This is a genomic window from Oryzihumus sp. (assembly GCF_054325275.1).
Genome location: NZ_JBTCWL010000016.1, coordinates 1 through 25,997, shown reverse-complemented (window position 1 = coordinate 25,997; position 25,997 = coordinate 1). Strand labels below are relative to the sequence as shown.

At 72.4% G+C, this 25,997-nt stretch carries 25 protein-coding genes and 1 tRNA gene; 11 read left to right on the top strand and 15 right to left on the bottom strand.

Annotation, left to right across the window (positions count from 1 at the left end; translation table 11 throughout):
* Positions 1-3: 3 nt before the first annotated feature.
* Positions 4-267: a UBP-type zinc finger domain-containing protein gene (locus ACXVGS_RS06025; RefSeq protein WP_458533361.1), complete on the top strand. Its 264-nt coding sequence runs from the start codon at positions 4-6 to the stop codon at positions 265-267.
* Between the two features lie 67 nt (positions 268-334).
* Positions 335-1,993 carry an FAD-dependent oxidoreductase gene (locus ACXVGS_RS06020; RefSeq protein ID WP_458536738.1) on the top strand — a complete coding sequence of 553 codons (1,659 nt, stop codon included), beginning with the start codon at positions 335-337 and terminating at the stop codon, positions 1,991-1,993.
* 228 nt (positions 1,994-2,221) lie between these two features.
* On the opposite strand, the gene ACXVGS_RS06015 is transcribed toward ACXVGS_RS06020, so the two are convergent.
* The 4 genes from ACXVGS_RS06015 to ACXVGS_RS06000 form a co-directional block, all read right to left on the bottom strand.
* Entirely contained in the window at positions 2,222-3,334 is a 1,113-nt protein-coding gene (locus tag ACXVGS_RS06015) for a dipeptide epimerase (protein WP_458529465.1), read from the bottom strand.
* Positions 3,335-3,814: 480 nt separating this feature from the next.
* A complete protein-coding gene (locus ACXVGS_RS06010) occupies positions 3,815-4,567 on the bottom strand; it encodes a mechanosensitive ion channel family protein (protein ID WP_458529466.1) in 753 nt (250 codons plus the stop codon).
* 897 nt (positions 4,568-5,464) lie between these two features.
* A tRNA-Met gene (locus ACXVGS_RS06005) sits at positions 5,465-5,541 on the bottom strand.
* A 51-nt stretch (positions 5,542-5,592) separates the two neighbouring features.
* Positions 5,593-8,553 (bottom strand): UPF0182 family membrane protein, encoded by a 2,961-nt coding sequence (locus ACXVGS_RS06000; RefSeq protein WP_458531378.1) that lies wholly within the window; start codon positions 8,551-8,553, stop codon positions 5,593-5,595.
* 210 nt (positions 8,554-8,763) lie between these two features.
* Between ACXVGS_RS06000 and ACXVGS_RS05995 the strand changes: the two genes are divergently transcribed.
* The gene (locus ACXVGS_RS05995) at positions 8,764-9,315 is read left to right on the top strand and encodes a PPA1309 family protein (RefSeq protein ID WP_141789213.1); all 552 of its coding nucleotides are present in this window, start codon (positions 8,764-8,766) and stop codon (positions 9,313-9,315) included.
* Positions 9,316-9,341: 26 nt separating this feature from the next.
* Here the strand turns inward: ACXVGS_RS05995 and ACXVGS_RS05990 are convergent, their stop codons facing one another.
* Genes ACXVGS_RS05990 through ACXVGS_RS05980 form a run of 3 tightly spaced genes read right to left on the bottom strand, consistent with a single transcriptional unit; the run spans position 9,342 to position 11,955 of the window.
* On the bottom strand, positions 9,342-10,448 hold the full coding sequence (locus ACXVGS_RS05990) for a YlbL family protein (protein ID WP_458531376.1): 1,107 nt from the start codon (positions 10,446-10,448) through the stop codon (positions 9,342-9,344).
* Positions 10,445-10,897 carry a molybdenum cofactor biosynthesis protein MoaE gene (locus ACXVGS_RS05985; RefSeq protein WP_458528788.1) on the bottom strand — a complete coding sequence of 151 codons (453 nt, stop codon included), beginning with the start codon at positions 10,895-10,897 and terminating at the stop codon, positions 10,445-10,447. The genes ACXVGS_RS05990 and ACXVGS_RS05985 overlap by 4 nt, the downstream gene beginning before the upstream one ends.
* Entirely contained in the window at positions 10,894-11,955 is a 1,062-nt protein-coding gene (locus ACXVGS_RS05980; RefSeq protein WP_458536737.1) for an NAD-dependent epimerase/dehydratase family protein, read from the bottom strand. Before ACXVGS_RS05980 ends, ACXVGS_RS05985 begins: the two co-directional genes overlap by 4 nt.
* Positions 11,956-12,071: 116 nt before the next feature.
* On the opposite strand from ACXVGS_RS05980, the gene ACXVGS_RS05975 reads away from it, so the two are divergent.
* Both ACXVGS_RS05975 and ACXVGS_RS05970 read left to right on the top strand, forming a co-directional pair.
* Positions 12,072-13,496, top strand: coding sequence for a zinc-dependent metalloprotease (locus tag ACXVGS_RS05975; protein ID WP_458531374.1), 1,425 nt, complete (start codon positions 12,072-12,074; stop codon positions 13,494-13,496).
* Positions 13,493-14,068, top strand: a complete 576-nt coding sequence (locus tag ACXVGS_RS05970) for an NUDIX hydrolase (RefSeq protein WP_458528785.1) — start codon at positions 13,493-13,495, stop codon at positions 14,066-14,068. Before ACXVGS_RS05975 ends, ACXVGS_RS05970 begins: the two co-directional genes overlap by 4 nt.
* On the opposite strand, the gene ACXVGS_RS05965 is transcribed toward ACXVGS_RS05970, so the two are convergent.
* Positions 14,061-14,600 carry a M48 metallopeptidase family protein gene (locus ACXVGS_RS05965; protein WP_458528784.1) on the bottom strand — a complete coding sequence of 180 codons (540 nt, stop codon included), beginning with the start codon at positions 14,598-14,600 and terminating at the stop codon, positions 14,061-14,063. The genes ACXVGS_RS05970 and ACXVGS_RS05965 overlap by 8 nt on opposite strands.
* A gap of 112 nt (positions 14,601-14,712) precedes the next feature.
* Positions 14,713-15,537 carry an enoyl-CoA hydratase/isomerase family protein gene (locus ACXVGS_RS05960; RefSeq protein ID WP_458534600.1) on the bottom strand — a complete coding sequence of 275 codons (825 nt, stop codon included), beginning with the start codon at positions 15,535-15,537 and terminating at the stop codon, positions 14,713-14,715.
* A gap of 136 nt (positions 15,538-15,673) precedes the next feature.
* Between ACXVGS_RS05960 and ACXVGS_RS05955 the strand changes: the two genes are divergently transcribed.
* The 3 genes from ACXVGS_RS05955 (at position 15,674) to ACXVGS_RS05945 (ending at position 18,439) form a co-directional block, all read left to right on the top strand.
* The gene (locus ACXVGS_RS05955) at positions 15,674-15,838 is read left to right on the top strand and encodes a DUF5679 domain-containing protein (protein WP_141789218.1); all 165 of its coding nucleotides are present in this window, start codon (positions 15,674-15,676) and stop codon (positions 15,836-15,838) included.
* A 197-nt stretch (positions 15,839-16,035) separates the two neighbouring features.
* Positions 16,036-17,100, top strand: a complete 1,065-nt coding sequence (locus ACXVGS_RS05950; RefSeq protein ID WP_458536736.1) for a hypothetical protein — start codon at positions 16,036-16,038, stop codon at positions 17,098-17,100.
* Positions 17,101-17,110: 10 nt separating this feature from the next.
* A complete protein-coding gene (locus tag ACXVGS_RS05945; RefSeq protein WP_458528781.1) occupies positions 17,111-18,439 on the top strand; it encodes an ABC1 kinase family protein in 1,329 nt (442 codons plus the stop codon).
* 70 nt (positions 18,440-18,509) lie between these two features.
* Here the strand turns inward: ACXVGS_RS05945 and ACXVGS_RS05940 are convergent, their stop codons facing one another.
* Positions 18,510-18,692, bottom strand: a complete 183-nt coding sequence (locus ACXVGS_RS05940; RefSeq protein WP_458528780.1) for a hypothetical protein — start codon at positions 18,690-18,692, stop codon at positions 18,510-18,512.
* 210 nt (positions 18,693-18,902) lie between these two features.
* Here ACXVGS_RS05940 and ACXVGS_RS05935 point away from each other — a divergent pair, with 210 nt between their 5' ends.
* The 3 genes from ACXVGS_RS05935 (at position 18,903) to ACXVGS_RS05925 (ending at position 21,941) form a co-directional block, all read left to right on the top strand.
* Entirely contained in the window at positions 18,903-20,627 is a 1,725-nt protein-coding gene (locus ACXVGS_RS05935; protein WP_458534598.1) for a lamin tail domain-containing protein, read from the top strand.
* 8 nt (positions 20,628-20,635) lie between these two features.
* On the top strand, positions 20,636-21,244 hold the full coding sequence (locus ACXVGS_RS05930; RefSeq protein ID WP_458528778.1) for a hypothetical protein: 609 nt from the start codon (positions 20,636-20,638) through the stop codon (positions 21,242-21,244).
* Between the two features lie 121 nt (positions 21,245-21,365).
* Positions 21,366-21,941: a GNAT family N-acetyltransferase gene (locus ACXVGS_RS05925; RefSeq protein WP_458528777.1), complete on the top strand. Its 576-nt coding sequence runs from the start codon at positions 21,366-21,368 to the stop codon at positions 21,939-21,941.
* Here ACXVGS_RS05925 and ACXVGS_RS05920 read toward each other — a convergent pair.
* From ACXVGS_RS05920 to ACXVGS_RS05900, 5 genes are all read right to left on the bottom strand, one after another.
* Positions 21,905-23,446 carry an alkaline phosphatase family protein gene (locus ACXVGS_RS05920; RefSeq protein ID WP_458528776.1) on the bottom strand — a complete coding sequence of 514 codons (1,542 nt, stop codon included), beginning with the start codon at positions 23,444-23,446 and terminating at the stop codon, positions 21,905-21,907. The two genes, ACXVGS_RS05925 and ACXVGS_RS05920, sit on opposite strands and share 37 nt — an antisense overlap.
* 136 nt (positions 23,447-23,582) lie before the next feature.
* A complete protein-coding gene (locus ACXVGS_RS05915; RefSeq protein ID WP_141789226.1) occupies positions 23,583-23,834 on the bottom strand; it encodes a hypothetical protein in 252 nt (83 codons plus the stop codon).
* Complete coding sequence (locus ACXVGS_RS05910; RefSeq protein WP_331111158.1) at positions 23,834-24,121, bottom strand: WhiB family transcriptional regulator; 288 nt, start codon at positions 24,119-24,121, stop codon at positions 23,834-23,836. Before ACXVGS_RS05910 ends, ACXVGS_RS05915 begins: the two co-directional genes overlap by 1 nt.
* Positions 24,122-24,334: 213 nt before the next feature.
* Positions 24,335-24,595, bottom strand: a complete 261-nt coding sequence (locus ACXVGS_RS05905; RefSeq protein WP_141789228.1) for a hypothetical protein — start codon at positions 24,593-24,595, stop codon at positions 24,335-24,337.
* A 150-nt stretch (positions 24,596-24,745) separates the two neighbouring features.
* Positions 24,746-25,997, bottom strand: a 1,252-nt coding sequence (locus ACXVGS_RS05900; RefSeq protein ID WP_458536735.1) for a 3'-5' exonuclease, incomplete at its 5' end; no start/stop codon positions are given.

Sequence of the window (25,997 nt, the reverse complement as noted above, 5' to 3'; positions counted from 1 at the left end):
CCCATGACGACCTATCTCCCGGACCCTCACTTGGGTATGGTCCGGCCCGTTGCCCCACGCGCCACGGGATGTGAGGAGTGCCTTCGCCTCGGCTCGTTCTGGGTGCACCTGAGGCTGTGTCTCACCTGCGGCCATGTCGGCTGCTGCGACTCCTCACCTTTACGGCACGCAAGAGCCCACGCCGCCTCCGTGAAACACCCCATCGTCCGCTCCATGGAACCGGGCGAGGACTGGCGGTGGTGTTACGTGGACCAGTCGTATGTCTGAGCCGCCTGCCGTGGAGGCTGCGACACCCGACGGAACGGCCCCTGAGTCCGAGCAGGTCACCGAGACGGTGGACCTGTACGGCGCCTACCCGCGGCTGACGGAGGTCCAGATCGCCGAGCTGGAGAGGCGGGGCACACGTCGCCCCGTCCAGACCGGTGAGGTGCTGGTGCGTTCGGGCGACCCCTCCTGCGACTTCATGGTCGTGCTCTCGGGCCACGTCGCCGTCGTGGAGGGTGCCGGCGACACCGGGCGAATCATCGCTGTCCATGGCCCTGGGCGCTTCCTCGGCGAGATCGGCATGCTCACCGGCCAAGCGTTGCTGTTGTCCGAGGTCGTGCGGGAAGCAGGCGAGGTCCTGGACGTGCCGATCGACGCCCTGCGCGACGTCGTCTCCGCCGATCCCACCCTCGGTGACCTGATCCTGCGTGCCTGCCTGATTCGTCGGTCATTGCATCTGATGCTCGGGGCCGGTCTGCGCATCGTGGGCTCTCGCTACTCCCCCGACGCGAGACGGCTGCGCGAGTTCGCCGCACGGAACAGGCTGCCGCACCGCTGGTTGGACCTGGAGGACGACCCCGACGCGGACCGCCTCGTGGAGGAGCTGGGGATCACGCCGGCCGAGCTGCCGGTCGTGATCTGGCGCGGAACGGAGGTTCTGCGCAACCCCAGCAACGAGGACCTGGCGCGTCTGATCGGCCTGCAGCAGCCGAAGCCACGGGGCTCGGTGTGCGACCTGATCGTGGTGGGCGCCGGGCCGGCAGGGCTCGCGGCAGCGGTGTACGGCGCGTCCGAGGGGCTGGCCACGATGGTGCTGGATGCGGTCGCCACGGGTGGACAGGCCGGGACGTCGTCGCGGATCGAGAACTACCTCGGGTTCCCGACCGGCATCTCAGGCGCCGAGCTCGCGGACCGGGCGGTGATCCAGGCCAAGAAGTTCGGGGCGATGGTGACAGTGCCGGCGCGTGCCTCAGCACTGCAACTCGAGAACGGGCACCACCTCCTCAACCTCGACTCAGGAGAGTCGCTTCGGGCTCGAGCCCTGCTCATCGCGACGGGAGCGCAATACCGTCGTCTGGACGTGCCCGGGATGGATCGGCTGGAGTCCACGGCCGTCTACTACGCCGCCACGGAGATTGAGGCGAACCAGTGTCGGCGCGACCCGGTGGTCGTCGTCGGAGGTGGCAACTCCGCCGGCCAGGCCACAGTGTTCCTGTCCCAGTACACCTCCCGCGTCATCCTCGTGGTGCGCAACGAGGATCTTGCGGCTGACATGTCGCGCTACCTCGCCGACCGCATCGTCGGGCTGCCCGGCGTCGAGGTGATGCTGCACAGCGAGGTCGCCGAGCTGATGGGTGACGAACGGCTCGACGCCGTGGCCGTGCAGGACATGCGCTCCGGGGAGCGACGTGAGGTTCCAGCCCGCTCGCTGTTCGTGTTCATCGGCTCGAAGCCGGGAACCCAGTGGTTGCCCGAGGACGTGGCGCGCGACGAGCACGGCTTCGTCCTGACGGGGGCGGCGGCTGAGGCCGCTCATCCGCCGCGCGATGATGACCCGGGGGTCGCCCGACCCGTCCTGCTGCTCGAGACCACCCGTCGCGGAGTCTTCGCCTGCGGCGACGTCCGCAGCGGATCGGTCAAGCGCGTGGCGGCCGCTGTGGGTGACGGCGCACTGTCTGTCCGTCTCATCCACGAGCACCTCGCCGCGATCGGTCGATCGAGCACATAGGCGCTCCGCACCTTCCCGACTCTGGGGTTCTTCGGAGGCGGGTCGCGCAAGGCGGGGCAATCGCAAGGTGACGCAGGTGCCGGTGCCCGGGCTGCTGTCGGTCTCGAGGGTGCCCCGCGACTCCCGGCCCGCGTTCCCCGCCCCAGCGCACTGACCCTCCTGAGCGCCGCGCCGCAGCGCCGCGTCGCGCGCTTGGACCGCGCCACGACGTCAGCGGAAAAGCAGCGGTCAGCCGGCGAGCTCGCTGGCTGGGGTGCCGGAGGCCAGGCCGCGGATGCCCAGGCCCGCTGCGGTCATCGCCTCCAGGACCGGACCCCGGTAGGCCAGGCCGCCGGCAACGGGTGAGGCGGACAGCCACAGCCCCGCGTCGAGGTCCTGCGCCGTCGTGGTGGCTCCCTCGAGCGTCGAGGCCAGAGCCGCCGACGCCCCAACAGCGACGTGGCTCTCCATCATGCAGCCGACGACCACGCCGAGCCCGGCCTCGCGGGCGAGCGCGACCATCGCCAGAGCCTCGGTGAGGCCCCCGGTCTTGGCCAGCTTGAGGTTCACGTCGTCGGCAGCCCGGGCGCGCAGCACCTCCCGCAGGTCGCGGGTGTCCCATACCGACTCGTCGGCAAGGACGCGGGTGTCGACGGCGGCCCGCACCGCGGCCAGGCCCTCGATGTCCCCCGCCGCGACCGGCTGCTCGACCAGCTGAAGCCCCACCCCGGCCCGTTCCCAGCCGCGGATCGTGGCCACGGCCTGCTCGACACCCCACGCCTGGTTGGCGTCGACGCGCAGCACCACGTCGTCGCCGAGCTCGCGCCGCAGCAGCACCAGCGCCCCCGCGTCGGACTCGGCGCCGCTGACCTTGACCTTGATGGTCCTGAACCCCTCGCCGACATGCTCGCGCGCGCGGACCAGCAGCTCCTCCGGCGCTCCGGCCGACAGCGTCATGTCGGTCTCGAGGTCGACGGCCGCTCCACCGAGACGGACCGCGAGCGGTTCCCCTGCCTCCTGCGCGGCGAGGTCCCACAGCGCGCAGTCGACGGCCGAGCGTGCGGCCGCGTTACCCACGACGCTGCCACGCACGGCCAGCCCCCAAACCTGCGGCTCGTCCACCGGCAGGCCGACGACGGCGTCGCGCACGGGTCCGTGCACCGCGGCGGCGACGCCCGCCGGGCTCTCCCCGGTGACCCGCCAGCTGGCGGCGGCCTCGCCCCACCCGCTGCGCCCGTCGGAGTCGACCACCTCCACCAGCACCCCCGGCACGTGGTCGGTGCGCCGCACCGCGGTGACGAACGGACGAAGCAGGGGCACGTCGACGCGGTAGACGCGGATGCGGGCGACCCGGGCGCTCATGGGCACGACCTCGTTCGGCAGGCGGGGCGGAGACGAGGGGATTCTGGCAGGCCGCACCGGGCGGACGGGGAGGGTGTCGGCAGCGCGTGGGTCCGCGGACAAGACCGGTCTTCAGCGACGGGGGTGCCCGGCGCTCCGCAGCAACTGCTCTGGCGATCCGTCCCCGCACCTTGCGACCTCTACCGGTCGGTGCGACCTGCCCGCTGCCCCATTCACGGTCAACGCCCTCACCTGGCGCCACCGCCGCTGCCACGTCCATCTTGACTGGACCATCCGCGTGTGCAAGCCCCGCGTCCCGGTGCAGCGGCTGGTGGGGGGACCAAGCGGCGGTGAGCTGGCATTGGCGGACACGTGGGGAGTCGTGCCACGCACAGCCGATCAACTCACCTGGGCGTGGATCCCAGCCCCCGGTCGTGAGCCTGCCTAAGGCCGCGTGGGACCGTTCCCGGCCCAGGCCGCCTTGTGCTTAGGGCGCCGGTCTCAGGCGCGGAACTTGTCACGTGCGGTGATCAGAGTTCCGCCACCTTGGTCGGCGTTGTTGCTCGACGGCCGCTGGCGCGGCCCGGTCGCGGCTGCGAGCACGCCGCCGTTGGGCAGGGAGAACTTTCCCTCGTCGGTGAGAAGTTCGGTGTACGTCAGGCCAATGCCAATGACCTCGCCGGCGTACTCGCCGCCCAAGGCGCCCGAGCGCAGCACGATCCACTGGCCGACATCGAAGGGCCTGGAGGTCAGCAGGATCAGTCCCGCGAACAGGTTGGCCAGAGCCTGCTGGGCCGCGATACCAATGACCACACCGGTGATCGCTCCGGACAGCAACAGCTTTTGGACCGGCACCTGCAGGAGGCTCAACGTCGCCACGGTGATGACCACGTATCCCGCAACCGTCAGTCCCAGCCTCAGGTTGGACGCGGTTCCGGGAGCCGCTCGCAGGGCGACAACTCGCGCCATCTCGTTCGCCGCGCTGCGGACCGCGACGGCAGCAACGACGGCGAAGACGGCGGCGCCACCGAACGCCAGCAGCTTGGGTCCGACCTTCGGCGAGTGTGGCTGGCTGAACGTGGCCAGGGTCGCGAAGGCGACGATGGCGAGGGTGGCCGCGAACCCGGCGCGACGAAGGTCAGGTCGTGCGGAGACATTCAGGTGTGACGGTAGTTGCACAGAGCGCACCTCCAAGCCTGCGGGGAAGATCCGTTCCCGCGGCGTGGCCTGCGCAAGATCGCGCGGCGGGGCCACGGGCCAAGCGAGAACCGAAGTGCCCACGTTACCCATGTAAGGGGGCGGCGTGTTTGAGGCAAACCTCGCCCACGACCGGAAGAGCTAGCCGGTGACTGCTCCGCACCAGCGAGTCTTCCGCATCCTCTGACGACGGGTCCTTCCTTCGCAGAGCGACGTCCGCTCGGCGGACGTGCCGCGGGCCGGCGCCCGTTGAGCCGTTGAGGTCAGGTCAGCTGGCTCTGCTCTCCTGGGCTGAGACGTTGCGTAGCCATCAGCGACGCCCCATCCGGCGAACACCGGCTGTCAACAGCTCGGACGCCACATAACTTGCCAACGCACCGCTCAGAAGATCGCGCGCGGTGCAACCTCAATGCGCCGAGTCCGCGAGCGCTGACCGGCGGCTGGGCCACCCAGGTGCTACGTGCGCCTCCTCGGCGGCAATGCCGCGACCAAGCCGTCGCCACGTCGTCATCGTGGCCGGTTCGGTCAACCTCATCTCAGGACTGATCCGTTAAGGCCACCCACATCAGTCACCGTAGCGATGTTGTCCCGGTCTAGGGGCTCGGTGGCCAGCCGCCGGATGGTGTCGTCGAAGCCGCGCACGTTGCCCTCTTCACCGCCGGATGGGCGCCGCACCCTGGTGCGGACCCGTCAGGGTGCCCCCTCGCCGTGGCGGCGACAGCGCCGAGCTCCTGACGAGCCGCTCACCGCCCCAGTCACCGTTCAGCCCTCATGCAGTTCGGCGTACCCCAGAACCAGATACGGACGCGCAAAAGTGCCCCGGAGCAGCCGCTCGGGGGCACTGTTGCCTCCCAGAAGGTCGACCTGACCTGGATCACACAGCAACATCCGCCTCGGAACAGCAGAAGGCCCGGTCCACATGTCCTGGACCGGGCCTTCTGTCGCTGACGCGTTTGGTAGCGGGGGCAGGATTTGAACCTGCGACCTCCGGGTTATGAGCCCGGCGAGCTACCGAGCTGCTCCACCCCGCGTCGGTGAACTGAACATTACGCGAGGCGGTGCGGCCGGGGCAAATCGCCTGCTCAGCCGGTGCCCGTGGCCGTCCCGGAGGGCTTGGCCGTGGCTGACGGCGACGGGGACGGGGTCACCGTGATTGACCCGCCCTTGGGCTGGGCGGCGACAGCGCGCGAGATCGCGTCCTGCAGGTCCTTCTGCGCCTGCCCGTATGCCGCGAAGTCGCCCTTCTTGAGCGCGTCCTGGCCCGCGGCATACGCGGTTTGGGCGTCGGCGAGCGCCTTGGCCAGCGCGGTCGAGGACCCGGTGCTGCCCGTCCCGGTGGAACCGGTGCTCGGGGGCGGCGTGGTCCCACCAGACCCGGAGTCGCCGGCCACGGCACCGGCGTTGCCGCCGAAGAGGCCGTCGAGTGCGCCGGTGAGGGTGTCCGACCAGGCCAGCTTGTCCCCGAACGCGACCACGACGACCCGCGACAGTGGGTAGGACGAGCCGGCGGTGCCGCTGACGTAGATCGGCTCGACGTAGAGCAGGCCGCCACCGACGGGCAAGGTCAGAAGGTTGCCCAGGTCGACGTGGGAGCCGCCCTGCCGGTTGAGCGACAGGAACTGCGACAGCGTCTGGGTGAACCGCGGCGAGCCGATGTTGGAGGACTCGATGTCGTTCTGCACCTGCCCCGGTCCGCGCACCGTGGTGTCCCGCGGAAGCTCCAGCAGCCGCATCGCGCCATAGCCGGCGCGCCGCTGGCCCGCGGTGCTCCCGGCGTCGGAGTCGACCGCCATGAACCCGGCGAGGACCTGCCGGTCACCCTGCGGCATGAACGTCGTCGTCAGCGAGAACGCCGGCGAGCTCTGCCCGGGCATCGCCACGCTGAGGTAGTACGGCGGCTGGTCGACGACCTTCTGCTCCTGCGTCGGGTCTGACGGCACCCGCCAGAAGTCCTGGCCACCGTAGAACGAGCCGGCGTCGGTGACGTGGTAGCGGGCGAGCATCAGGCGCTGCACCTTGAACAGGTCCTCGGGGTAGCGCAGGTGCGCCATGAGCGATCCGCTGATGGCGCTCATCGGCTCGATCGTCCCCGGGAAAGCCCTGGACCACGCCTTGAGCAGCGGGTCCTGGTTGTCCCACGCGTAGAGGTGGACCGACCCGTCATACGCGTCGACGGTGGCCTTGACCGAGTTGCGGATGTAGTTGACCTGCCCCTGCTCCAGCGCGGTGACGCTGGTCGAGCGCGAGGTCAGCGAGTCGGAGGTGGCGTTGTCGATGGACTGCAGCCGCGAGTAGGGGTAGTTGCTCGAGGTGGTGTAGCCGTCGACGATCCACTGGATCCGTCCGTCGATGACCGCGGGGTAGGGGTTGCCGTCGAGGGTCAGCCACGGGGCGACCTTCTGCACCCGCTCGCGCGGGGTGCGGTCGTCGAGGATGCGCGACTGGCTGTTGACCGTGTCCGAGAGCATGATCTTCAGCTCGCGGTACTTGATCGCGTAGGCCGCCTGGCGCAGGAACGAGCCGATCGCCACGCCGCCCTTGCCGGAGTAGGTGGTGTTCTGCTGGCCGTTGGCGCTGGAGTCGGGGTAGTCGAGCTCGCGCTTGGGCCCGTTGGCCGGGCCGCCGACGATCGAGTAGTCCGGCGAGGACTCCCCGAAGTAGACCCGGGGTTCGAAGCTGCCCAGCGCCCCGCTCGGCGGGATGTTCTGCTCGAAGAAGACCGGCTGGCCGTCGTCGCCGCGCTTGTTGCCGTAGGCGGCGACCACGCCGAAGCCGTGCGTGTAGACGGTGTGGTCGTTGACCCAGCCGCGCTGGGAGTCCGGCACCCCGGCCAGGTCGAGCTCACGGACCGCGATCACCGTGTCGTTGAGCTTGCCGTTGACGGTGTAGCGGTCGACGTCGAGGGCGTCCGGGAACTGGTAGTAGGACTTGACCGCCTGCAGCTGCTTGAACGTCGGGGACACCATGGCCGGGTCGACCAGGCGGATGCCGGGGATGGTGTCGGCGTCGTTGCGCAGCTGCCCCTGGGAGACCGTCGTCTGCGCCTGGTAGGGCTGCACCTGCGCCGAGGTCAGCCCGAAGGCATCCCGGGTGGCCTTGATGTTGCGCTGGATGTAGGGCGCCTCGAGGGACTTCTGGGACGGGTTGACCTTCAGGCTCTGCACCAGCGCCGGGTAGATGCCGCCGACGACCACGGCGCACACCACGAGCAGCGAGACGCCGACCAGTGGCAGCCGCCACGACTTGGTCCAGATCGTCGCCACGAACAGCGCCGCGCACATCAGGGCCGCCACCGCCAGGATCGCCTTGGTCGGCATGACGGCGTGGGCGTCGGTGTAGGTGATGCCGGTGATCAGCCGGGAGTCCTGGGTGGTCAGCGAGTAGCGGTCCAGCCAGTAGCTCGCGGCGCGCACCAGGACCAGCGCGGCGAGCAGCAGCGACAGGTGGATCCGCGCGGCGGTGGTCGTGCGCTCCCCGCGGCCCTGCAGCCGCAGCCCGCCGTAGACGTAGTGCGTCAGCGCGGCGGCGGCCGTGGCGAGCACGAGCGCCATGGTCAGGAAGCCGATGAGGAAGCGCAGCCACGGCAGGGTGAAGACGAAGAAGCCGATGTCCAGGCCGAACTGGGCGTCCTTCTTGCCGAACGGCACGCGGTTGGCCCACAGCAGCCAGGTCTGCCACATCGACGCGGCCGCGGACCCGGCGAACAGGCCCAGCACCACCGGGATGCCGATCGTGCCCAGCTTGCGCACCGGGTCGAGCATCTCCCGGTAGTGGTCGAGGTTCTGCTGCTCCGGGGAGACCGGGGCGTAGACCGGCCGCTGCCGGTAGGCGATGACCAGGCTGGAGGCGACCAGCCCGGCGGTCACCAGGCCACCCCCGACGAACAGCAGGATCTTGGTGGTCAGCTCGGTGGTGAAGACCCGCTCGAAGCCGATGCTGTCGAACCAGAGCACCTCGGTCCACAGCTGCGAGGCCAGGAGCACGAGCACGACGAGGGCGACGAGGATCGCCAGGGTGGGGCCCAGCGGGCCCGGACGGCGCACCCGGAAAGGCGGCGCCGCCGGACGCCCGGACCCCCCCGAACCACCGTCGTCGCCGCGGTCGAACCATTCTCGATGACTCACCAGCACGCCCATCTCACCCGGGGCCGCGCTCGTGCGCGCGTGCCCGACATGAGTCCAACTTACTCAGGACGCCACCGGTTCCCGGGCCGTTCGCCCCGTGCCACCCCGCGATCCACGTCCCGGCGGCCCATGCGCGACGATGGACGCGTGACCAGTGCCTTCCAACCGGTGTTCAGCCCGCTCGTGACCTCGGCCGTGGAGACGGAGCGCCACGTGGCCTCCGCCGGGTGGGACCAGCCGCCGCGCCTGTTCGCCCTGGTGCGCACCCAGGACCTGCTGGCCCGCGAGCCGCACCTGCGCGGCCAGGTCCCGGAGGGCGACGACCCCGACGGCTACACCGCCATCGAGCAGGAGAACCTGCCCCACACCTCGTCGCTGGAGTCCCTGCTCGGCCGGCTCGCCTGGCCCGAGGAGGTCGACGGCGTGGCCCTGGCCGTGGAGCGGATCGTCGTGCCGCCGGAGGCCGAGCGCGACCTGCCAGACAACCCCGAGCAGGCCACCGAGGCCCTGGCCGCCCACCCCGAGCGCAAGGACGTGCGCCTGCTCGTCGCCGTGCTGCGGGACGGGGAGTCCACCTGCCTGCTGCGCCAGCGCGAGCACGACTCCGACGACAAGGTCGCCATGGGCTCGGACATCGCGCCCGGGCTGGTGCACGCCCTCGCCGCCTCGCTGGAGGACTGACCCGCTCCCCCGGCATGCCGGGTGTCTCAGCGCGCGGCAGCGGTCGCCGTGCAGTGCGGCAGGCTGCCGGTCTGGTGCGCGGCGATCGACTCCACGGCGTCGCGCGCCTGGCCGAACGTCCCGACCCGCACCACCGTGAGCCCGTCGGGGACGTGCCCGACGACCTCGTTGCAGTTGTCGGCCGGGGCGAGGAACCAGCGCGCGCCGTCGCGGCGGGCCCCGACCATCTTCTGGGCGATCCCCCCGATCGGGCCCACCTGGCCGTCGGGGGCCAGGGTGCCGGTGCCGGCGATCTGCTGGCCGCCGGTCAGCGCCCCGGGGCTGAGCTTGTCGTAGACGCCGAGGGAGAACATCAGACCGGCCGACGGCCCGCCCACGTCACCGGCGTCGATGACGACGTTCACCGGCAGGTCGAAGGTCGTCTGCAGGACGATCCCGAGGACGGTGCGACCCCCGGCGGCCTTGGTCGGCACGTCCAGGGTGAGCACCTCGCTGCGGCGCCGCACGGTGAGCCGGACGGACTCACCCGGTTTGTGCTTCTGGATGGCCTCGCGGATGCCGGCGCCGTCGGTGACCTTGACCCCGTCGACGGTGAGCAGCTTGTCGCCGGTGCGCAGCTGCGCGGCCGCCGGGGAGCCGGGCTGGACCTGGGCCACGCCGACCACCTGCGGCACGGTCAGCCCGAGGTTGCGCAGGGCCACCGCCACGGCGACCTGCTGGGAGTCGGTCATGTCGGCCAGGTTCTGCGACTCGATCTGCTTGCTCGTCTGGCCCTTGGGGAAGATCTCCTGCTCGGGCAGGACCGCGCTGGAGCGGTCCAGCCAGCCGATGAGGACGTCCCAGGCGTTGACCGGGTTGCCCGGCCCGCCGTAGACGGACACGGTCGTGAAGTCGAGCGCCCCGCTGGTCGGGAAGGTGCCCCGGTCCTTGACCGAGATCAGGTCCCTGCCGTCGGTGGCCCGGCCCAGGGTGTTGAAGGCCGGCCCGGGCTTGAGGATCGCGTAGGGCAGGTGCACCAGGCTCGCGACGGCGCCGAGCGTGAGGACGAGGAAGGCCGCGACCAGCCAGCCGGCGGTGCGGCGGCTGATCCCGGTGTGGGCGGGGCGGGAGCCGGGCTCGGGAGCGACGCTCACGGCAAGCCCACCCACTCGTCGGCACCATCGGCGAACAGCTGGTGCTTCCAGATCGGGACCGTCTCCTTGAGCGTGTCGATGAGGTCGCGGCAGGCCTCCAGCGCGGCACCACGGTGGGCGGCGCTCACGGCCACCACGACGGCGAGGTCGCCGACCTCGAGGTGACCGATGCGGTGCACCGCGGCCACGCGGACCACGTCGTGGCGCGCGGCCACGTCCTCCGCGACGCCGCGCAGCACCTGGGCAGCCGTGGGGTGGGCGGAGTAGTCGAGCGATGCCACGTCGTGGCCATGGTCGTGGTCACGGACCACCCCGACGAAGGTGGCGACTCCCCCGGCGTGCGGGTGACGCACCGCGGTGAGCGCCTCGTCGACGGACAGCGCCTGCTCGCGCACGTCCGCCAGCGTCACGGCCGCGCCGACCGGCTCACCACTGACGACCCTGCTCACGCTCCACCTCCCTTGCGACGTCGACGCCGCATGATCGCCGCGGTTCCCACCAGGGCCACGGCGGCGCTGGCCGCCCCCAGGGCGGCGTCCTTGCGGTCGATCCGCCGGGCCGCCACCGCATGATGCCCCCTGATGCTGTGCACCAGCTCCGCGAGGCAGGCCGCGTTGTCACGCGTCGGCTCCCACCCCGCAGCGGTCAGGGTCGCCGACGAGACGGCCCAAGGGTAGATGGCGTAGGCCAGGTCGCTCGCGGGAGTGGGCAGGACACCCACCCGGTGCAGCCGCTCGGCTGTGCCGAGGGCGACCGCGTCGCTCAGCTCGACCCGGCGCATCCCGGAGACCTGCTCGACCTCCTCCTGGGTCAGCGTGCCGGCACAGCCGACCGTGACCACGGGGGCGAGGCGCTGCTCGACGACGACGGTGAGTGCGCGGGCCAGGTCCTCGACGTGGCAGAACTGCCACGCCGGCCGGCCGCTCTTGACCGTGAGGAGCCGGGGCGCCTCGAAGTGGCGGGTCAGGACCGTGTCGATGCCGGGGCCGACCAGTGCGGCCGGTCGCACCACGGTCACGGTCAGCCCCGGGTGGACAGTGCGCGCGGTCTCCAGCACGTGCTCGACGGCCAGCAGGTCGCCGACCAGGCCCTCGTCGGGCTGCGCCGACAGCGGGGCGTCCTCCTCCAGCGGGACCGGGTTGGACGGGGAGGCGCCGTAGCTCATCGCGCTGGTGACCACGACCAGGTGGGCGACGCCGGCGGCAGCGGCCGCGGTGACCAGCGTCTGCACCTGGAGCACGGCACGCTCACGCCGGGTCCGCGGCGAGACCGTGAGGTCGGCGGCCAGGTCGGTGCTCGCAGCGACGTGCACGACGGCGTCGACCCCGCGCAGGGCCTTGGCCAGCGCCGGGGAGACCAGGTCGACGAGCCGCCAGTGGGCGTCGGCCGCCCCGCGCTCGGCGTCGAGGGCGACGACCTTGCCGAACGTCGGGGCCTGCCCGTCGGGCGGGGGCGCGGTGAACGCGCGCACCACCTGCTCGCCGACGGGCGAGGCGGCACCGGCCACCGCGACGGTCAATGCCTTGCGCCGAGAGCGAACCCTGCCCCGGGGGGAACTCACTGTGGCCTCCGCATGGTTATCTGAAGGAAGCCACATCCTCTCAGGAGGCCAAGGAGCCCCGCGTGTCCAATCCCCCTGTCCCGTCACACGAGCCCGATCCCGAGGAGCCCCACGGCGAGCCGGACCTGGAGCAGATGCTCCAGTCGTTCCTGTCCAACCCGGACAACCCCCAGCTGCAGCAGGCCTTGTCCGCCATGGGCATCGACAAGCTCGACCCCGCCACGATGGGCATGCTCACCGCTCAGGTGAAGGCCATGTTCTCCGGCGGGAGCTCGGACCCGTTCGACCCGGCGATGGCCACCAACATCGCCCGGCAGACCGTGTCCGCGGCCGGTGACGCCACCGTCGGCGAGGTCGCCCGGCGCCAGGTCGAGGAGGCCACCTCGGTGGCCGAGCTGTGGCTCGACCCGGTGACCGACTTCGCCGCCACCAGCACGGTCGCCCGCGCCTGGAGCCGGGCAGAGTGGGTCGAGCAGACGATGCCGGTGTGGCAGCGCCTGGTCGAGCCGGTCGCCGCCGGCGTCAGCAACGCCATCGTCCAGGCGATGCGCAGCCAGCTCGGCGAGGCCGGCGGGACCGTGCCAGGCCTGCCGCCGGGCATGGACCCCTCCGCGATGCTCGGCCAGATGGAGCCGATGCTCACCCGCATGAGCAGCTCGATGTTCAGCGCCCAGGCGGGGCAGGCGATCGGCGCGCTGGCCGGTGACCTGCTCACCGCCAACGAGGTCGGGCTCCCGCTCGTCCCCGGTCAGGCCATCGCCCTGCTGCCGGCCAACATCGCCGCGTTCGCCGAGGGCCTGGAGGTCGAGGAGTCCGAGGTGCGGATCTACCTCGCCGTGCGCGAGGCCGCCCGCGTGCGCCTGTTCGCCGAGGTGCCGTGGTTGGCCTCCCAGCTGGTGGAGGCCGTGCAGGCCTACGCCCGCGACATCAGCTTCGACATGGCCGGCATCGAAGAGGCCATGCAGCAGATCGACCCCTCCGACCCCGAGGCGATGCAGGAGGCCCTGGGCTCGCGGCTGTTCTCCCCCGAGCCGAGCGCTGCCCAGCAGGCGGCGCTGACCCGCCTTGAGACCTACCTGGCCCTGGTCGAGGGCTGGGTCGACGTGGTCACCGAGCAGGCAACCCGGCCTCACCTGCCCCACGCCGCCGCGCTGGTGGAGTCGGTACGCCGCCGCCGGGCCTCCGGTGGCCCCGCGGAGCGGCTGTTCAGCCAGCTGGTCGGCCTGGAGCTGCGACCCCGCCGGCTGCGCGACGCGGCCAACCTGTGGGCCGCACTGGAGGCCAGCGGGGGTGTCGCCGCCCGCGACGCCGCGTGGGCCCACCCCGACGTGGCGCCGACCGCGGCCGACCTTGACGACCCGCTGGGGTTCGTCGAGCGCTCCCGCTCGCACGGCGAGGGCGACGACATGGACGCCGCGCTCGAGGCAATGCTGCGCGAGGGCGGCACCGGCGGCCCGGCAGCGGGCCCCGCGGGAGAGGACCGGTGAGCGGCGGCCTGGACCCGGCATACCGGCGGCTGCACGCGGACGCGACCTCGCTGCTGGAGGGCTGGACCGCCCCGACCCCGGGGCAGGAAGCGCGGCGCGAGGGCTTCCTCGCGCACCTGCGCGCCCACCCCGACGCCATGGCCAAGCAGGGCCCGCCGGCGCACCTGACGGCCAGCTGCCTCGTGCTCGACCCCGCCGGTGGGCACGTGCTGCTGACGCTGCACAGCAAGGCGCGCCAGTGGTTCCAGTTTGGTGGCCACTACGAGCCCGGCGACGCCTCCGTGCTCGCCGCGGCCACCCGCGAGGCCCGGGAGGAGTCCGGGCTGCCCGGCCTCGAGGTGCACCCCTCGCTGGTGGACCTGGACCGGCACGCCCTGGTCGGCTCGTTCGGCCGCTGCCGGGAGCACCTTGACCTGCGGTTCGCCGCGGTGGCCGAGCGCGACGGCGGCCACGAGGTGAGCGCGGAGTCCCTCGACGTGCGCTGGTGGCCGGTCGACGCGCTGCCCGCGGACGCCGGGGCGGAGCTGCCCCGGCTCATCGCGGCGGCGCGGGCCGCCCTGCCGGTCAGCTGACGTCGGTCTCGACGTCGTCCTCGGCGTCGAGCGCCAGCCCGGCCGCGGCCGCGACGCCCTCGAGGTAGCCGCGGGCGCGGTCGGTGCGCGGGTAGGCCTTGAGCATCGACCAGAACTCCCGCCCGTGCCCGGGCTGCAGCAGGTGCGCCAGCTCGTGCAGGATCACGTAGTCCAGCACCCACGAGGGCATGCCCTTGAGCCGGCTGGAGATGCGGATCGAGCCGTCGGCCGGCGTGCACGACCCCCAGCGGCTGTTCTGGTTGCCCACCCAAGTGATGCTCGTGGGCTTGGCCAGGCCACCCAGGTAGCGCTGGGCGAGCTCGGCCGCGCGCCGCGTCAGTTGCTCGTCGCTGGGGCTGCGCCGGCGGTCGCCGGCCTCGAGACGGCCGACCATGGTGGCCACCCACTGTCGTTCCTCGGCGGCGCTGAAGCGTGCGGGGATGAGCACGACCGTGCGGCCGTCCTCGCGGTAGGCGCTGACGGTGCGGCGCCGTCGACGACTGCGCCGGACCTCCACCTCGTCCATCCCCATGAGGTGAACATAAGTCACACGAGCACGAAAACCCGAGCACTCGGGGGTTTCCTCCCGAGATGTCCAGCCGACTGCCGTCCGCAGCGGGGTCCGGCGACGGCTCAGCGACGGCTCAGCGACCGTGGAAGGTCGGCGCCCGCTTGGCGGCGGCCGCCGCGATCCCCTCGTGCAGGTCCTCGGTGGCGAGGGTGACCGCCTGCGCCAGGCCCTCCCACTGCAGCGCGTCCTCATAGCTCGCGTGCCCGCCGTCGCGCAGGGCCGTCACGGTCAGCCGCGTCGCGATGGGCGCCGCCGCGGCCACGCGCTCGGCCGCCTCCACCGCCCGGTCCAGGACCTCGTCCGCGGGGACGGCCAGGGAGGCCAGGCCCAGGCCGACCGCCTCGGCGCCGGTGACGATCCGTCCGGTCAGGAGCAGGTCGCGCGCGACCGCCGCACCGGCCACGTTCGGCAGCGACCAGGTGGTCGCCATGCCGGGGTGCAGGCCCAGGCTGGTGAACGGCACCCCCAGGCGCGCCGTCTCGGCGACGTAGCGGATGTCGCAGGCGAGCGCGAGCGCGAACCCGGCCCCGATCGCGTGGCCGTTGACCGCGGCGATCACCGGCACCTCGAGCGTCTTGATGGACAGCCAGGAACGGTAGAAGGCCAGCATGCGCCGGCGCAGGTCGGCCACCTGGGCGTCGGGCTCGGAGACGATCCAGGACAGGTCGCCGCCGGCGTTGAAGGCGCTGCCCTCCCCCGTGACCACGACGGCGGCGAGGTCGGGGGCCTCGCGCAGGGCAGCCACGAGGCGCACCCACGAGGCGGTCATCGCCTCGCTCATGGAGTTGCGCCGCTGGGGCAGGTCGAAGGTGACGACGGCGACGTGCCGCCCCGAGGCTTCACGGCACTCGACCCGCAGGTCCTCGTAGGGGCGCTCCCACCAGCTCTGCTCGCTCATGCGCCGAGGGTAGTGAGGCGGCGGTTCGTGCGTGGAAACACCCCTCAATGCCGGACTCCGTGCTCAGGCTGGTCTAGGGTGGCCGCAGTCCGGCGCCGTACAGAGCGGCCAGGAACTTACAAGGAGACATTCAGTCATGGCTGAGACCGGCGAGACCTACAAGGGCGAGTTCTACTGCGTCAAGTGCAAGGAGAAGCGGGAGGCGGAGGGCAACGTCGTCGAGACGAACGGCCGCCGCATGGCCAAGGGCAAGTGCCCCGTGTGTGGCACCAACCTCAACCGCATCCTCGGCAAGGCCTGAGCGCCCCCCAGGTAGCTTCGCCCGCGGGCGGGACCACGAGCATCGGCTCGGTCCCGCCCGCCGGCATGTCCGGGGCCGGCGGCCCCACCCGTGCGGATACTCATTTCAGTCGTTTGGCTGTGGAAACCTCCGTTTGCCACCACTGAAGGTTGGCATCGTCGGGAACCGTCCGACGCCGTCCCGCCCGTGGAGGTCCGATGAGCCGCCCCCGCCTGAAGTCCCACGCCCGCCCGCTGCTGCGGGCCCCCGGCACCGTCCAGCTCGGCCTGGCCCCACCCGCCGGCGCCGTCCTCGAGGGCCTGACCGAGGCCGAGGTGCGGTGGCTGGAGCGGCTCGACGGCACCACCGGGCACGCCCTGCTGTATGCCGAGGCCTCCGCCGCGGGCATCCCGCCGCAGCGGGTGGAGGCGTTGCTGGACACCCTGCGCGACCTCGACCTCCTCGTCGAGCAACCTACCGACCGCGCCTGCCTCAGCACGCTCGGCGCGGCGCGGTGGGCCGCCCTCGGCCCCGACGCCGACACGCTGGCCGCCGTCCACCCCGGCGTCGGTGACGGGTGGGGCGCCCTCGCGGACCGGCGGGGCCAGCACGTCCTGGTCGGCGGCGACGGCACCCTGGCCCGGTCCCTGGCGCTCCTGCTGCGCCGGGCCGGGATCGGCCGGGTGGAGACGGGTGCGGCCGCCCTGGACGCCCTCGAGCTGGGCCTGCGGGCCGCGGGACGGCCCGTCACCGAGGGACGGTCCTGCGCCACCGGCCGGTCCGGCGCCGTGGTCAGCGGCTCGGACCGGCCAGACCTCGTCGTGCTGCTCGGTTCCGGCGCACTGGACCCCGGGGCCGGCGCGCCATGGCTGCGGCACGGCATACCGCACCTCCCCGTGGTCGCCCAGGGCCACCGCGTGCTGGTCGGCCCCCTCGTGGCCGGCCCGGGCGGCCCCTGCCTGCAGTGCTGCGACCTGGACCGCAGCGACCGAGACCCGCAGTGGCCGCGGCTGCTGGCCCAGCTCACCCCGCCGCAGCCGGTGGGCCGACCCCGGCCGGTCGAGGCGGCCACCGGCGTCACCGCCACCGCCGCCGGGCTGGCAGCCCTCGTCGTGCACAGCCACCTCGACGCGGGGGCCGTGCCGCGCGGCGTCTCCCTCGAGCTGAGCCTGCCCTGGCCCACCGTCGTGCACCGCCGCTGGAGCGCCCACCCACGGTGCGGGTGCGGGGCCGTGCAGGCGCATCGGGATGGGGTGGAGGCGAGCACTCCGGGCGCCGGGTGACAATGGCAGGGTGAGCGATCTCCCCCGCAAGGCCGTGACCCGGACAGCGAAGCTCGCCACGCTGCCGCTGGGATTCGCAGGGCGCACCGCGATCGGCTTCGGCAAGCGGGTCGGTGGCCGACCCGCCGAGCTGGTGACCGCCGAGGTGCAGGCCCGCACCGCGGAGCAGCTGTTCAAGGTGCTCGGCGAGCTCAAGGGCGGGGCGATGAAGTTCGGGCAGGCGCTGTCGATCTTCGAGGCGGCGATGCCCGAGGACATGGCCGGCCCCTACCGCGCGACCCTGACCAGGCTGCAGGACGCCGCCCCGCCGATGCCGGCCTCGGTGGTGCACGGCGTGCTGGCCAAGGAGATGGGGCCGCGCTGGCGCAGCCGGTTCGAGTCCTTCGACGACACCCCTGCCGCGGCCGCCTCGATCGGTCAGGTGCACCGGGCGGTGTGGAAGGACGGGCGCGACGTCGCCGTCAAGGTGCAGTACCCCGGCGCCGGCCCGGCGCTCATCAGCGACCTCAACCAGGTGTCCCGGGTCGCGCGCGTGGCCGGCAGCTGGATCCCCGGCCTGGACATCAAGCCGATCATGGACGAGCTCAAGCAGCGCGTCTCCGAGGAGCTCGACTACAGCCTCGAGGCGGCATCGCAGGCGCAGTTCGCCAAGGCCTTCCGGGACGACGCGGAGTACGCGATCCCCGACGTGGTGTTCCACTCCGAGCACGTCATCGTCAGCGAGTGGATCGAGGGCGTGCCGCTGTCCCGGATCATCAGCGAGGGCACGCCGGAGCAGCGCGACGCCGCCGCCCAGCTCTACCTGGAGTTCCTGCTCGCCGGGCCGCAGCGCGCGGGGCTGCTGCACGCCGACCCGCACCCGGGCAACTTCCGCCTGCTGCCGGACGGCCGGCTCGGCATCATCGACTTCGGCGCGGTCAACCACCTGCCCGACGGGCTGCCCCCGGAGATGGGCGAGCTGCTCTGCGACGCGCTCGACGGCGACGCCGAGGCGGTGCTGCGCGGGCTGCGCGAGACCGGGTTCGTCAAGTCGACCATCGAGATCGACGCCGAGGCCCTGCTGGAGTACCTCGAGCCGTTCATCGCCCCGCTGCGCACCGACACCTTCACCTTCAGCCGGCCCTGGCTGCGCGGGCTCTTCCAGTACATCAACGACCCGCGCCGGCCCCAGTTCACCGTCGGCATGAAGCTCAACCTGCCGCCGGCCTACCTGCTCATCCACCGCGTCTGGATGGGCGGGATCGGCGTGCTGTGCCAGATCAACGGCGAGGTCGCCGGTCGGGCCACGCTGGACCACTGGCTGCCCGAGGCGCACCTGCCGCCCCTCGGCGACGACTGACGCACCTCACCACGTGCCGCGGCGGCGCCCGGGGGGGCTCACCAGCTGTCGAGGCTTCTCCCTCGGTGGCTCACCACCAAGCGGAGTCGAGCTTGCCCTCGATGCTGCGCAGGTGCCGACGGCTGCACTCCGCGCAGGTCCACACCACCCGGTCGCCCTCCCGGCCGCGTGCCCAGGTGAGCCGCGCCGCGGACTCCTCCTCCGGCATACGGCCGCAGGTGGCGCACACCATCGGCTCGGCGTCCTCGCTCATGGCTCCAGTGTCACCCCGGCGCACCCCGGGTGAGCGGCGCCACCCCGCGCCGGTGAACACCCGGCGGCGGCCGGGGGCCCGCCGGTGAGCGTTGCGCGAAGAACCGGAAATTGACCCGCAGCGGGGACCCGGCTTACCGAACTTTCGACCACGATGCGTGCGGCCCACCGGCCACCCCCACCCCTCCTTCCCCCCGGGAGCCGCACGACCATGAGTCGTCTCCGCATGGGCCTGTCGCTGCTCGCGGCCGCCCTCATCAGCACCACCGGCGCCGCGCTCGCACCCAGCGCCGAGGCCGCCGCCCCGTCCTGCTCCACATCCGGGACCTGGCGCCAGGGCGAGCTCAACGTCTACTGGTTCGACGTCGAGCAGGGCGACTCCCAGCTCATCGTCGGGCCGACCGGCAAGACCATGCTCATCGACCTCGGCGAGACGGCCTGGAACTCCACCGGCACCAGCACCAACGCAACCAGGGTGGCCGCGCAGATCCGCAGCATCTGCGGGATCGCCTCCGGCCCGGTGCACCTGGACTACGTGATGGCCTCGCATCAGCACCTTGACCACATCGGCTACTCGGGCAACCCCAACGACACCCAGTCCTACGGCAACGGGATCTGGCAGCTGCTGGCGCCGACCGGCAGCGGCGGCCTGGGCTTCGAGGTCGGCGAGCTCATCGACCACGACGGCGGGGTCTGGAACGACGCCAACGGTGACGGGTCCTGCGAGGTGGGCACCTCGACCGCCCCGGCGAACGAGACCGCGTGGCACAACGCCGGCACCACGTCAACCACCGCGACCCGGTGGATCTGCTGGCTGTACGGGCCGGCCGGGCAGGCGGACCGGGCCAACATCAACGGCAAGGTGCTGCGGCTGACCAACCCCGGCCCGTGGCCGACGATCGACATGGGTGGTGGCGCCACGGCCTCGATCCTCAACGCCAACGCCTACGGCACCAAGCAGGCCGACGGTGTCACCCCGGTCAGCGGCGACCACACCGCCGACGCCACGCCGCCCAGCGAGAACGACTACTCGATCGCGGTGCGGTTCGCCTACGGGCCGTACAAGTACGCCACCGCCGGCGACAGCGACGGTGAGTACTCCACCAGCGCGAACGGCTACACCTACAACGACATCGAGGCCGGCCTCGCGCCCAAGATCGGCGACGTCGACACGGTGCGAGCCAACCACCACGGCTCGGCGCACTCCTCGTCGCTGAAGTACCTGCAGGCGCTCACCCCGCGGACGACGTTCATCTCCTGCGGTGCGAACTCCTACGGCCACCCCGGCAACGCGACGCTGAACAACTACCGCTCCATCGGCGCCGACATCTTCCTGGCCAACGACCCGTGCGACACCACGGACACCACCGGCGCGGCGATCGACTACAGCGGCACGTTCAACCACAACGGCACCGTGCACCTGGCCACGAGCAACGCCGGCGCGGGCTACACCGTGGACTACGACGGCGGCACGAAGACCTACGTCACCGGCGACTCCGGCAGTGGCGGCACGACCGGCGACCCGACCAAGGTCAAGGTCAACGAGGTCCTCATGGCGCCTTCGGGCACCGGCACCGAGTGGATCGAGCTCTACAACCCGACCACCAGCAGCGTGGACGTCAGCGGCTACTTCGTCGACGACGTCGCCGGCGGTGGCGGCTCGCCCAAGGCCATCCCGGCCGGCACGGTGATCCCGGCCGGCGGCCGCTACGTCATGGACGTGGGCACGAGCTACCTCAACAACACCGGCGCCGAGTCGGCCCGCTTCCTGTCGGTCTCGGGCGGCACGGAGACCGTCTACGACACCTACTCGTGGACCCTTTCCTCGACGCAGTACGACAAGGTGTTCCACCGCAGCGGCGACGGCGGCGCCTGGTGCAACACCATCTCCGCCAACGTCACCAAGGGCGCCGCCAACCCCGCGACGTGCCCGTGAGGTATGCCGTGCCCCGCACCGTCCGCCTCCCCCTCCGCGCGCTCGTCGCGGCGGGGGTCGCGGCAGCGGCCCTGTCCCTCACCGGGTGCGGCGCGGCCGCGCCGCACAGCCCCGGCCGCGCCGCGGACCGGGTTGCTCCCCCGGCCGGGGACGGGCGCCTGGTGCTGGTGAGCGGGCGGGACGACCACGGCGAGGTCGCCGAGCCGGCCGTCGCGCTGAGCGCCACGGTGCAGGGCACCCGCACCGTCGCCTCCGTGCCCGACGGGACGCTGGCACGGGTGGTCGCCTCCGACGGGCAGTGGCAGGAGGTGCAGTCCCTCGACGGCATCCCGGCCCGCGGCTGGGTGGACGACTTCCACCTGCGCGGTGTCGTGCACCTGGTCGGGCCGGCGCCGACGTGTGCCCCACGCTTCGGCGCGGGCCACCTGGCACCGGGCACGCAGGCCGTCGTGCTCGGGGTCGGCTCCGGTGGCGCCCTGCGGGTCCGCACCCTGGGGACCCGGCCGCTCACCGGGCTCGTGCCCCGGGCGGACGTGCGCGAGCTCCCACCGGCCGGGCCCGACTGCGGGGACGGCACCGACCCGCGGACCGACCACCACGGCAGCCACCACCACTGACGCGTCCCTTCCCTGTTCCACCGAGAGGTTCGACCGAGAGGGACGTTCCTCGGGGTGTGCCGTCCGCGCAGACCCGAGGAGCGTCCCTCTCGGCGCAGGACGGGCCGGGTACGGTGCCGGGATGACCTCGGTGACCACGGTCCGGACCCCACGGCTGCTGCTGCGCGGCTGGCAGGAGGCCGACCTCGAGCCGTTCGCCGCGCTCAACGCCGACCCCGAGGTGATGGAGTACTTCCCCGCCACGCTGACACGGGAGGAGTCGGACGCCTTCGCGGACCGGATCGCCGCCCGGCTGGAGGAGCAGGACCACGGCCTGTGGGCGCTGGAGGTCAAGGCCACCGGCGAGTTCATCGGGTACGCCGGCCTGGCCAACCCCTCGTTCCGGGCCGCCTTCACGCCCTGCACCGAGGTGGGCTGGCGCCTGGCCCGGGACGCCTGGGGCCACGGCTACGCCACCGAGGCCGCGCGGGCGGCGCTGCGGGTGGGGTTCGGCACGCTCGGGCTGGCCGAGGTCGTCTCGTTCACTGCGGTCGGCAACGCGCGCTCCCGGGCCGTGATGGCCAGGTTGGGGATGAGCCACGACCCGGCCGAGGATTTCGACCACCCGTCGCTGCCGACCGGGCACCCGCTGCGCCGGCACGTGCTCTACCGGCTGACCCGTCAGGAGTGGTCGGGGCCCTCCTCGGCCATCAGGTAGACGAAGCCGGGGCCTTCGTCGCGGTAGGGAAAGCCGAGGTCGTCCAGGGCCTGGCGCCACGACCCGGTCACCGCCTCGTCGGCGGCCTCGAACCCGTGGTCGGCGGTCAGCACGAACGTCACGTCGTCGGTCATACCCAGCGCGTCGAGGTGGGCCAGGAACGCCCGCAGCCGGGCGTCGGCGTCGCGCAGCGAGGCGCGGGCGATCTCCGAGCGCGGGCCGCCGGCGTGGTGCCCGGCATCGGTGACCACGTTGGACCACCAGGTGAACCGCGGTGCCGCCGCGCGGTCGGCGAACAGCTGAGTCATCTGCTGCAGGCCCACGTCGTCGACCTGGGTGGCCCAGGAGTAGTAGCCGTCGTCGAGGTGCGCCCGGTCGTGCACGTGTCCGGACCCGTGGGGGTCGGGCAGCAGCTCGCCCAGCCCGGCGGCGCCGTTGCCGCTGCCGCTGGCCCGGATCACCGCCATGGTCGAGTAGTCGGCACCGCGTTCGATCGGCTCGTCGACGCAGGCCGTGCGCGGGGTGTCCCGCGGCGGCACGACCTCCGAGACCATCTCGAAGACGGTCCGCACCGCCGGGCGCAGCCACTCGCCGCTGCGGTGCCAGGTCGAGGCGTCGTTGGGCACGACCCGCTCGCCGGTCTCCCGGTCGTAGAAGACGTTGCCCAGGACGCCGTGCCGCCCCGGGCCGAGGCCGGTGAGGATGGAGGTGTGGTTGGTGAGGGTGATGCTGGGGAACTGCGCCACCGCCCCGCCGCGCAGCGCCAGGCCGGCGTCGATGAGCCGGGCGACGCCGGGCAGCTCCCCCGCCTCGGCCATGGCGAGCAGCTCACCGCAGTGCCCGCCGTCCCAGAGCATGCCCACGACGACCGGCTCGCGGGGCTGCTCACCCTCCAGGTATGCCGTGAGCACGCCGCCATCGAGCGGCTCGCCGTGCGCGTCGTGCAGCTGGTCCTGCGGCACCCCGGCGAGCGCCGCCAGGGTAGGCCCGACGTCGACGAGCCGCGCATGGTCGTCGACGAAGCCCAGCCGCCGGACGCCGGCGCCGGACATCACCAACGGCGCCCGGGACTGGATCACGTCCAGGGAGCCGTGCTCGCCGTGGTGCCCGCCCTCGTCGGGGAACCAGTGCCGGGGCGTGTGGACGATGGCCAGGTCGGGGCTGCGCGTGGGGTCGGCGAACAGCGACAGGATGCGCGCGGCCGCGTAGGGGTAGGCGTTGTCGACCGAGCGCGCCGGCCCGGGGTTGGCGCACTCCAGCTGGTAGGGCAGGAACGCCATCGGGTCCTCGCTGGGCACCGGGTCCTGGCCCTCGAGGACCTCGTGCCGCCCGTCGGCGTGCAGCCGGACCCTGCCGAGGTGGTTGGCCGCGAGCGCCACCGGTCCGTCGGTCCCCTGCTCGACCCACACGACCAGGTCGACGGCGGCGGCGAGGTCGTGCTGGGTCAGGGCCTTGACGGCGTCCTCGCGGCGGGTGGTCAGCTCAGCGGGGTGGAGTCGGCTCACAGTCCCCGACTCTAGGCGCCGGCGGGCGGCCGCACCCCCGGGACACCACGAAGGCGGGGACCCCGGCCCTGATGGGCCTGGTGGTCCCCGCCTCCGGGTCGAGCCGGCTCCGGAGTGCGGTCACGAGGACCGCGACTCAGCGGGACTGGCTCTGGTGGCGCGAAGCGCGTGCCTGCTGGGCGATCCGGAGGGCACCCCTCCGGACACCGCGGCTGCGCTCCGCGTGCAGGCGCTGCTCCATATGAGCTCGCGCGAGGTCTTCCTGCATGACCTGGAACATGGTGAATCTCCTTGCGAACAAAAGCATTTCAGGACTGTTGATCCAGCCGGACGGTTCGGTGACGGACCGGACCTCGGCGGACGACGGCGACCAGGTGACGTAGGACATCAGGCCGCAACCGGGTGCTTGCGAGGACGACCCCGCGGGCGCTTGCGGGCCACGACAACTCCCTGGACGAAGAGCTCGCCACCCCAGACACCCCAGGGCTCCTGCCGCTCGAGCGCACCCGCAAGGCACTGGGCCCTGGCCGGGCACGTCCCGCACAGGGACTTCGCGAACTCGACATCCGCAGGGCTCTCGGCGAACCAGAGCTCGGCGTCGTTCTCCCGACACGGGATCGCGTTGCCGGAGTCGTTGGCCTGCTCGTGCATGTCGATCAGCGCTGTGAGCTGCATCGGGGGGTCACCTCCTTCGTCTCCACCGGTCAGGTGGCGTGTTCTCGTGTGTGTCATCTCGTGATCCGTGACCTGCCTGGTGGGCGGGTCCTGGATCGCTGTTCTCTTGTTCACTGCTGGCGGTCTTCCTGCTGGTGGCGGCCGCCGGATAACACAAAGGCCGCGGATCCCGGTTGTCGGGTTCCGCGGCCTGGAGGTGACCTGGTCTAGAAGCTAGACCGGTGGTCTCCCGGTGCGGAAGTGAGCGACATCCTTGGAAACGAGCTTGTGCATCGGCGCGTAGAAAGCCGGACGGGCCTGCGGGGCGGTGGCGACGACGCCGGTGACGCCCGTGCCGAAGCCGAACGCGGACACAGCGGTCCCGTGACGCAGAGCCGCGGCATCCGCGGTGGTGATGAGGGTGCGGGCAACCTGCGGGCATGCGACGCGGACGCGGTGAATGCGCGTCGCGTTCGTCATCGTGGTGATCTCCATCAGGCCAACCCTCCTCATCTGTTGCTCGTCGACCCCAGCCGGAAGCCTGTTCCGCTGGGCTGGATGTAGTGATCAGGCTAGGGCAGCCTTCTCAAACCCTGCAATCGAATTAACGGAAATCTTTGACCGAATTTCGACAAGACCCGTGAATCATGCTGAGTCGCTTGTGGCCGAAAGGTTTTCGGCCGTCTCCTGAGGGTCGGCACCACCCAGGATGGCCAGCACCGACGGCCCGTAGCGCTCCAGCTTGCGCGCCCCGACCCCGCCGATGGTGGCCAGCTCGGCCGGTGAGGACGGGTTGCGCTCGGCGATGGCGGTCAGGGTGGCGTCGGTGAAGACGACGTAGGCCGGCACCTTGGCGGCCCCGGCCACCGCAAGGCGCCAGGCGCGCAGCGCCTCGAAGGTCGCCTCGTCGTAGGTGGGCGGGCAGTCGGCGCAGCGCCCGACCTTGCGCTCGGCGGCACTGGTCAGGTCGGTGCCACAGCCGCGGCACTTCGCCGGGACGGCCATGCTCATCTGCTTGCCGCGCCCGGCGCGGGACTGGGCCTTCGGCGCGGACCTCGCACCCTCCCCGAGCACGCTCGCCGCCCCATCCAGGAACCGCGACGGGCGGCGGGTGGCCCGGCCGCCGGCGTTGCGGGCCCCGGCCCACGACAGCCGCAGCTCACGGCGGGCCCGCGTCAGACCGACATACAGCAGGCGACGCTCTTCCTCGACCGCCTCGGGTCCCTCGGCCATCGAGATGGGGATGAAGCCGTCGCTGCACCCGGCGAGGAACACGACGTCCCACTCCAGGCCCTTGGCCGCGTGCAGGGAAGCCAGGGTGACGCCCTGCACCGTGGGGGCGTGCTGGGCCGCGGAGCGCTCCTCCAGCTCGCGCACCAGCTCGGGCAGCCGGGCCTCGGGCGAGGCCGCGGCGAGGTCGTCGGCCAGGGCGGCGAGCGCCTGCAGCGACTCCCACCGCTCGCGGGTCGCCCCGCCGTTGCTCGGCGGCCGCTCGCTCCAGCCGGCGCCGGTGAGCACGTCGCGTGCGACAGCGGGCATCGGCTTGCTGCCGTCGTCCGAGCGGGCCGCACCGCGCAGCAGCAGCACCGCGTCTCGCACCTCGCGCCGGGAGAAGAACCGGTCGCCACCCCGGACCAGGTAGGGCACGTCGGCGTCGGCCAGCGCCGCCTCGAACGCCTCGGACTGGGCGTTGGTGCGGAACAGCACCGCGATCTGGCTCGGCGGCACCCCCTGGCCGATGCGCGCCTTGACCGCCGCGGCGACCCCGGCCGCCTCGGCCGGCTCGTCGGGGTATGCCGTGAGCACCGGCGCCGGTCCCGGCTCACCCTGGGCCTGCAGCTGCACCAGCTCGGCTCCCCCACGGGTCCCGGCGCTGCCGCCGCGCACCACGAGGTTG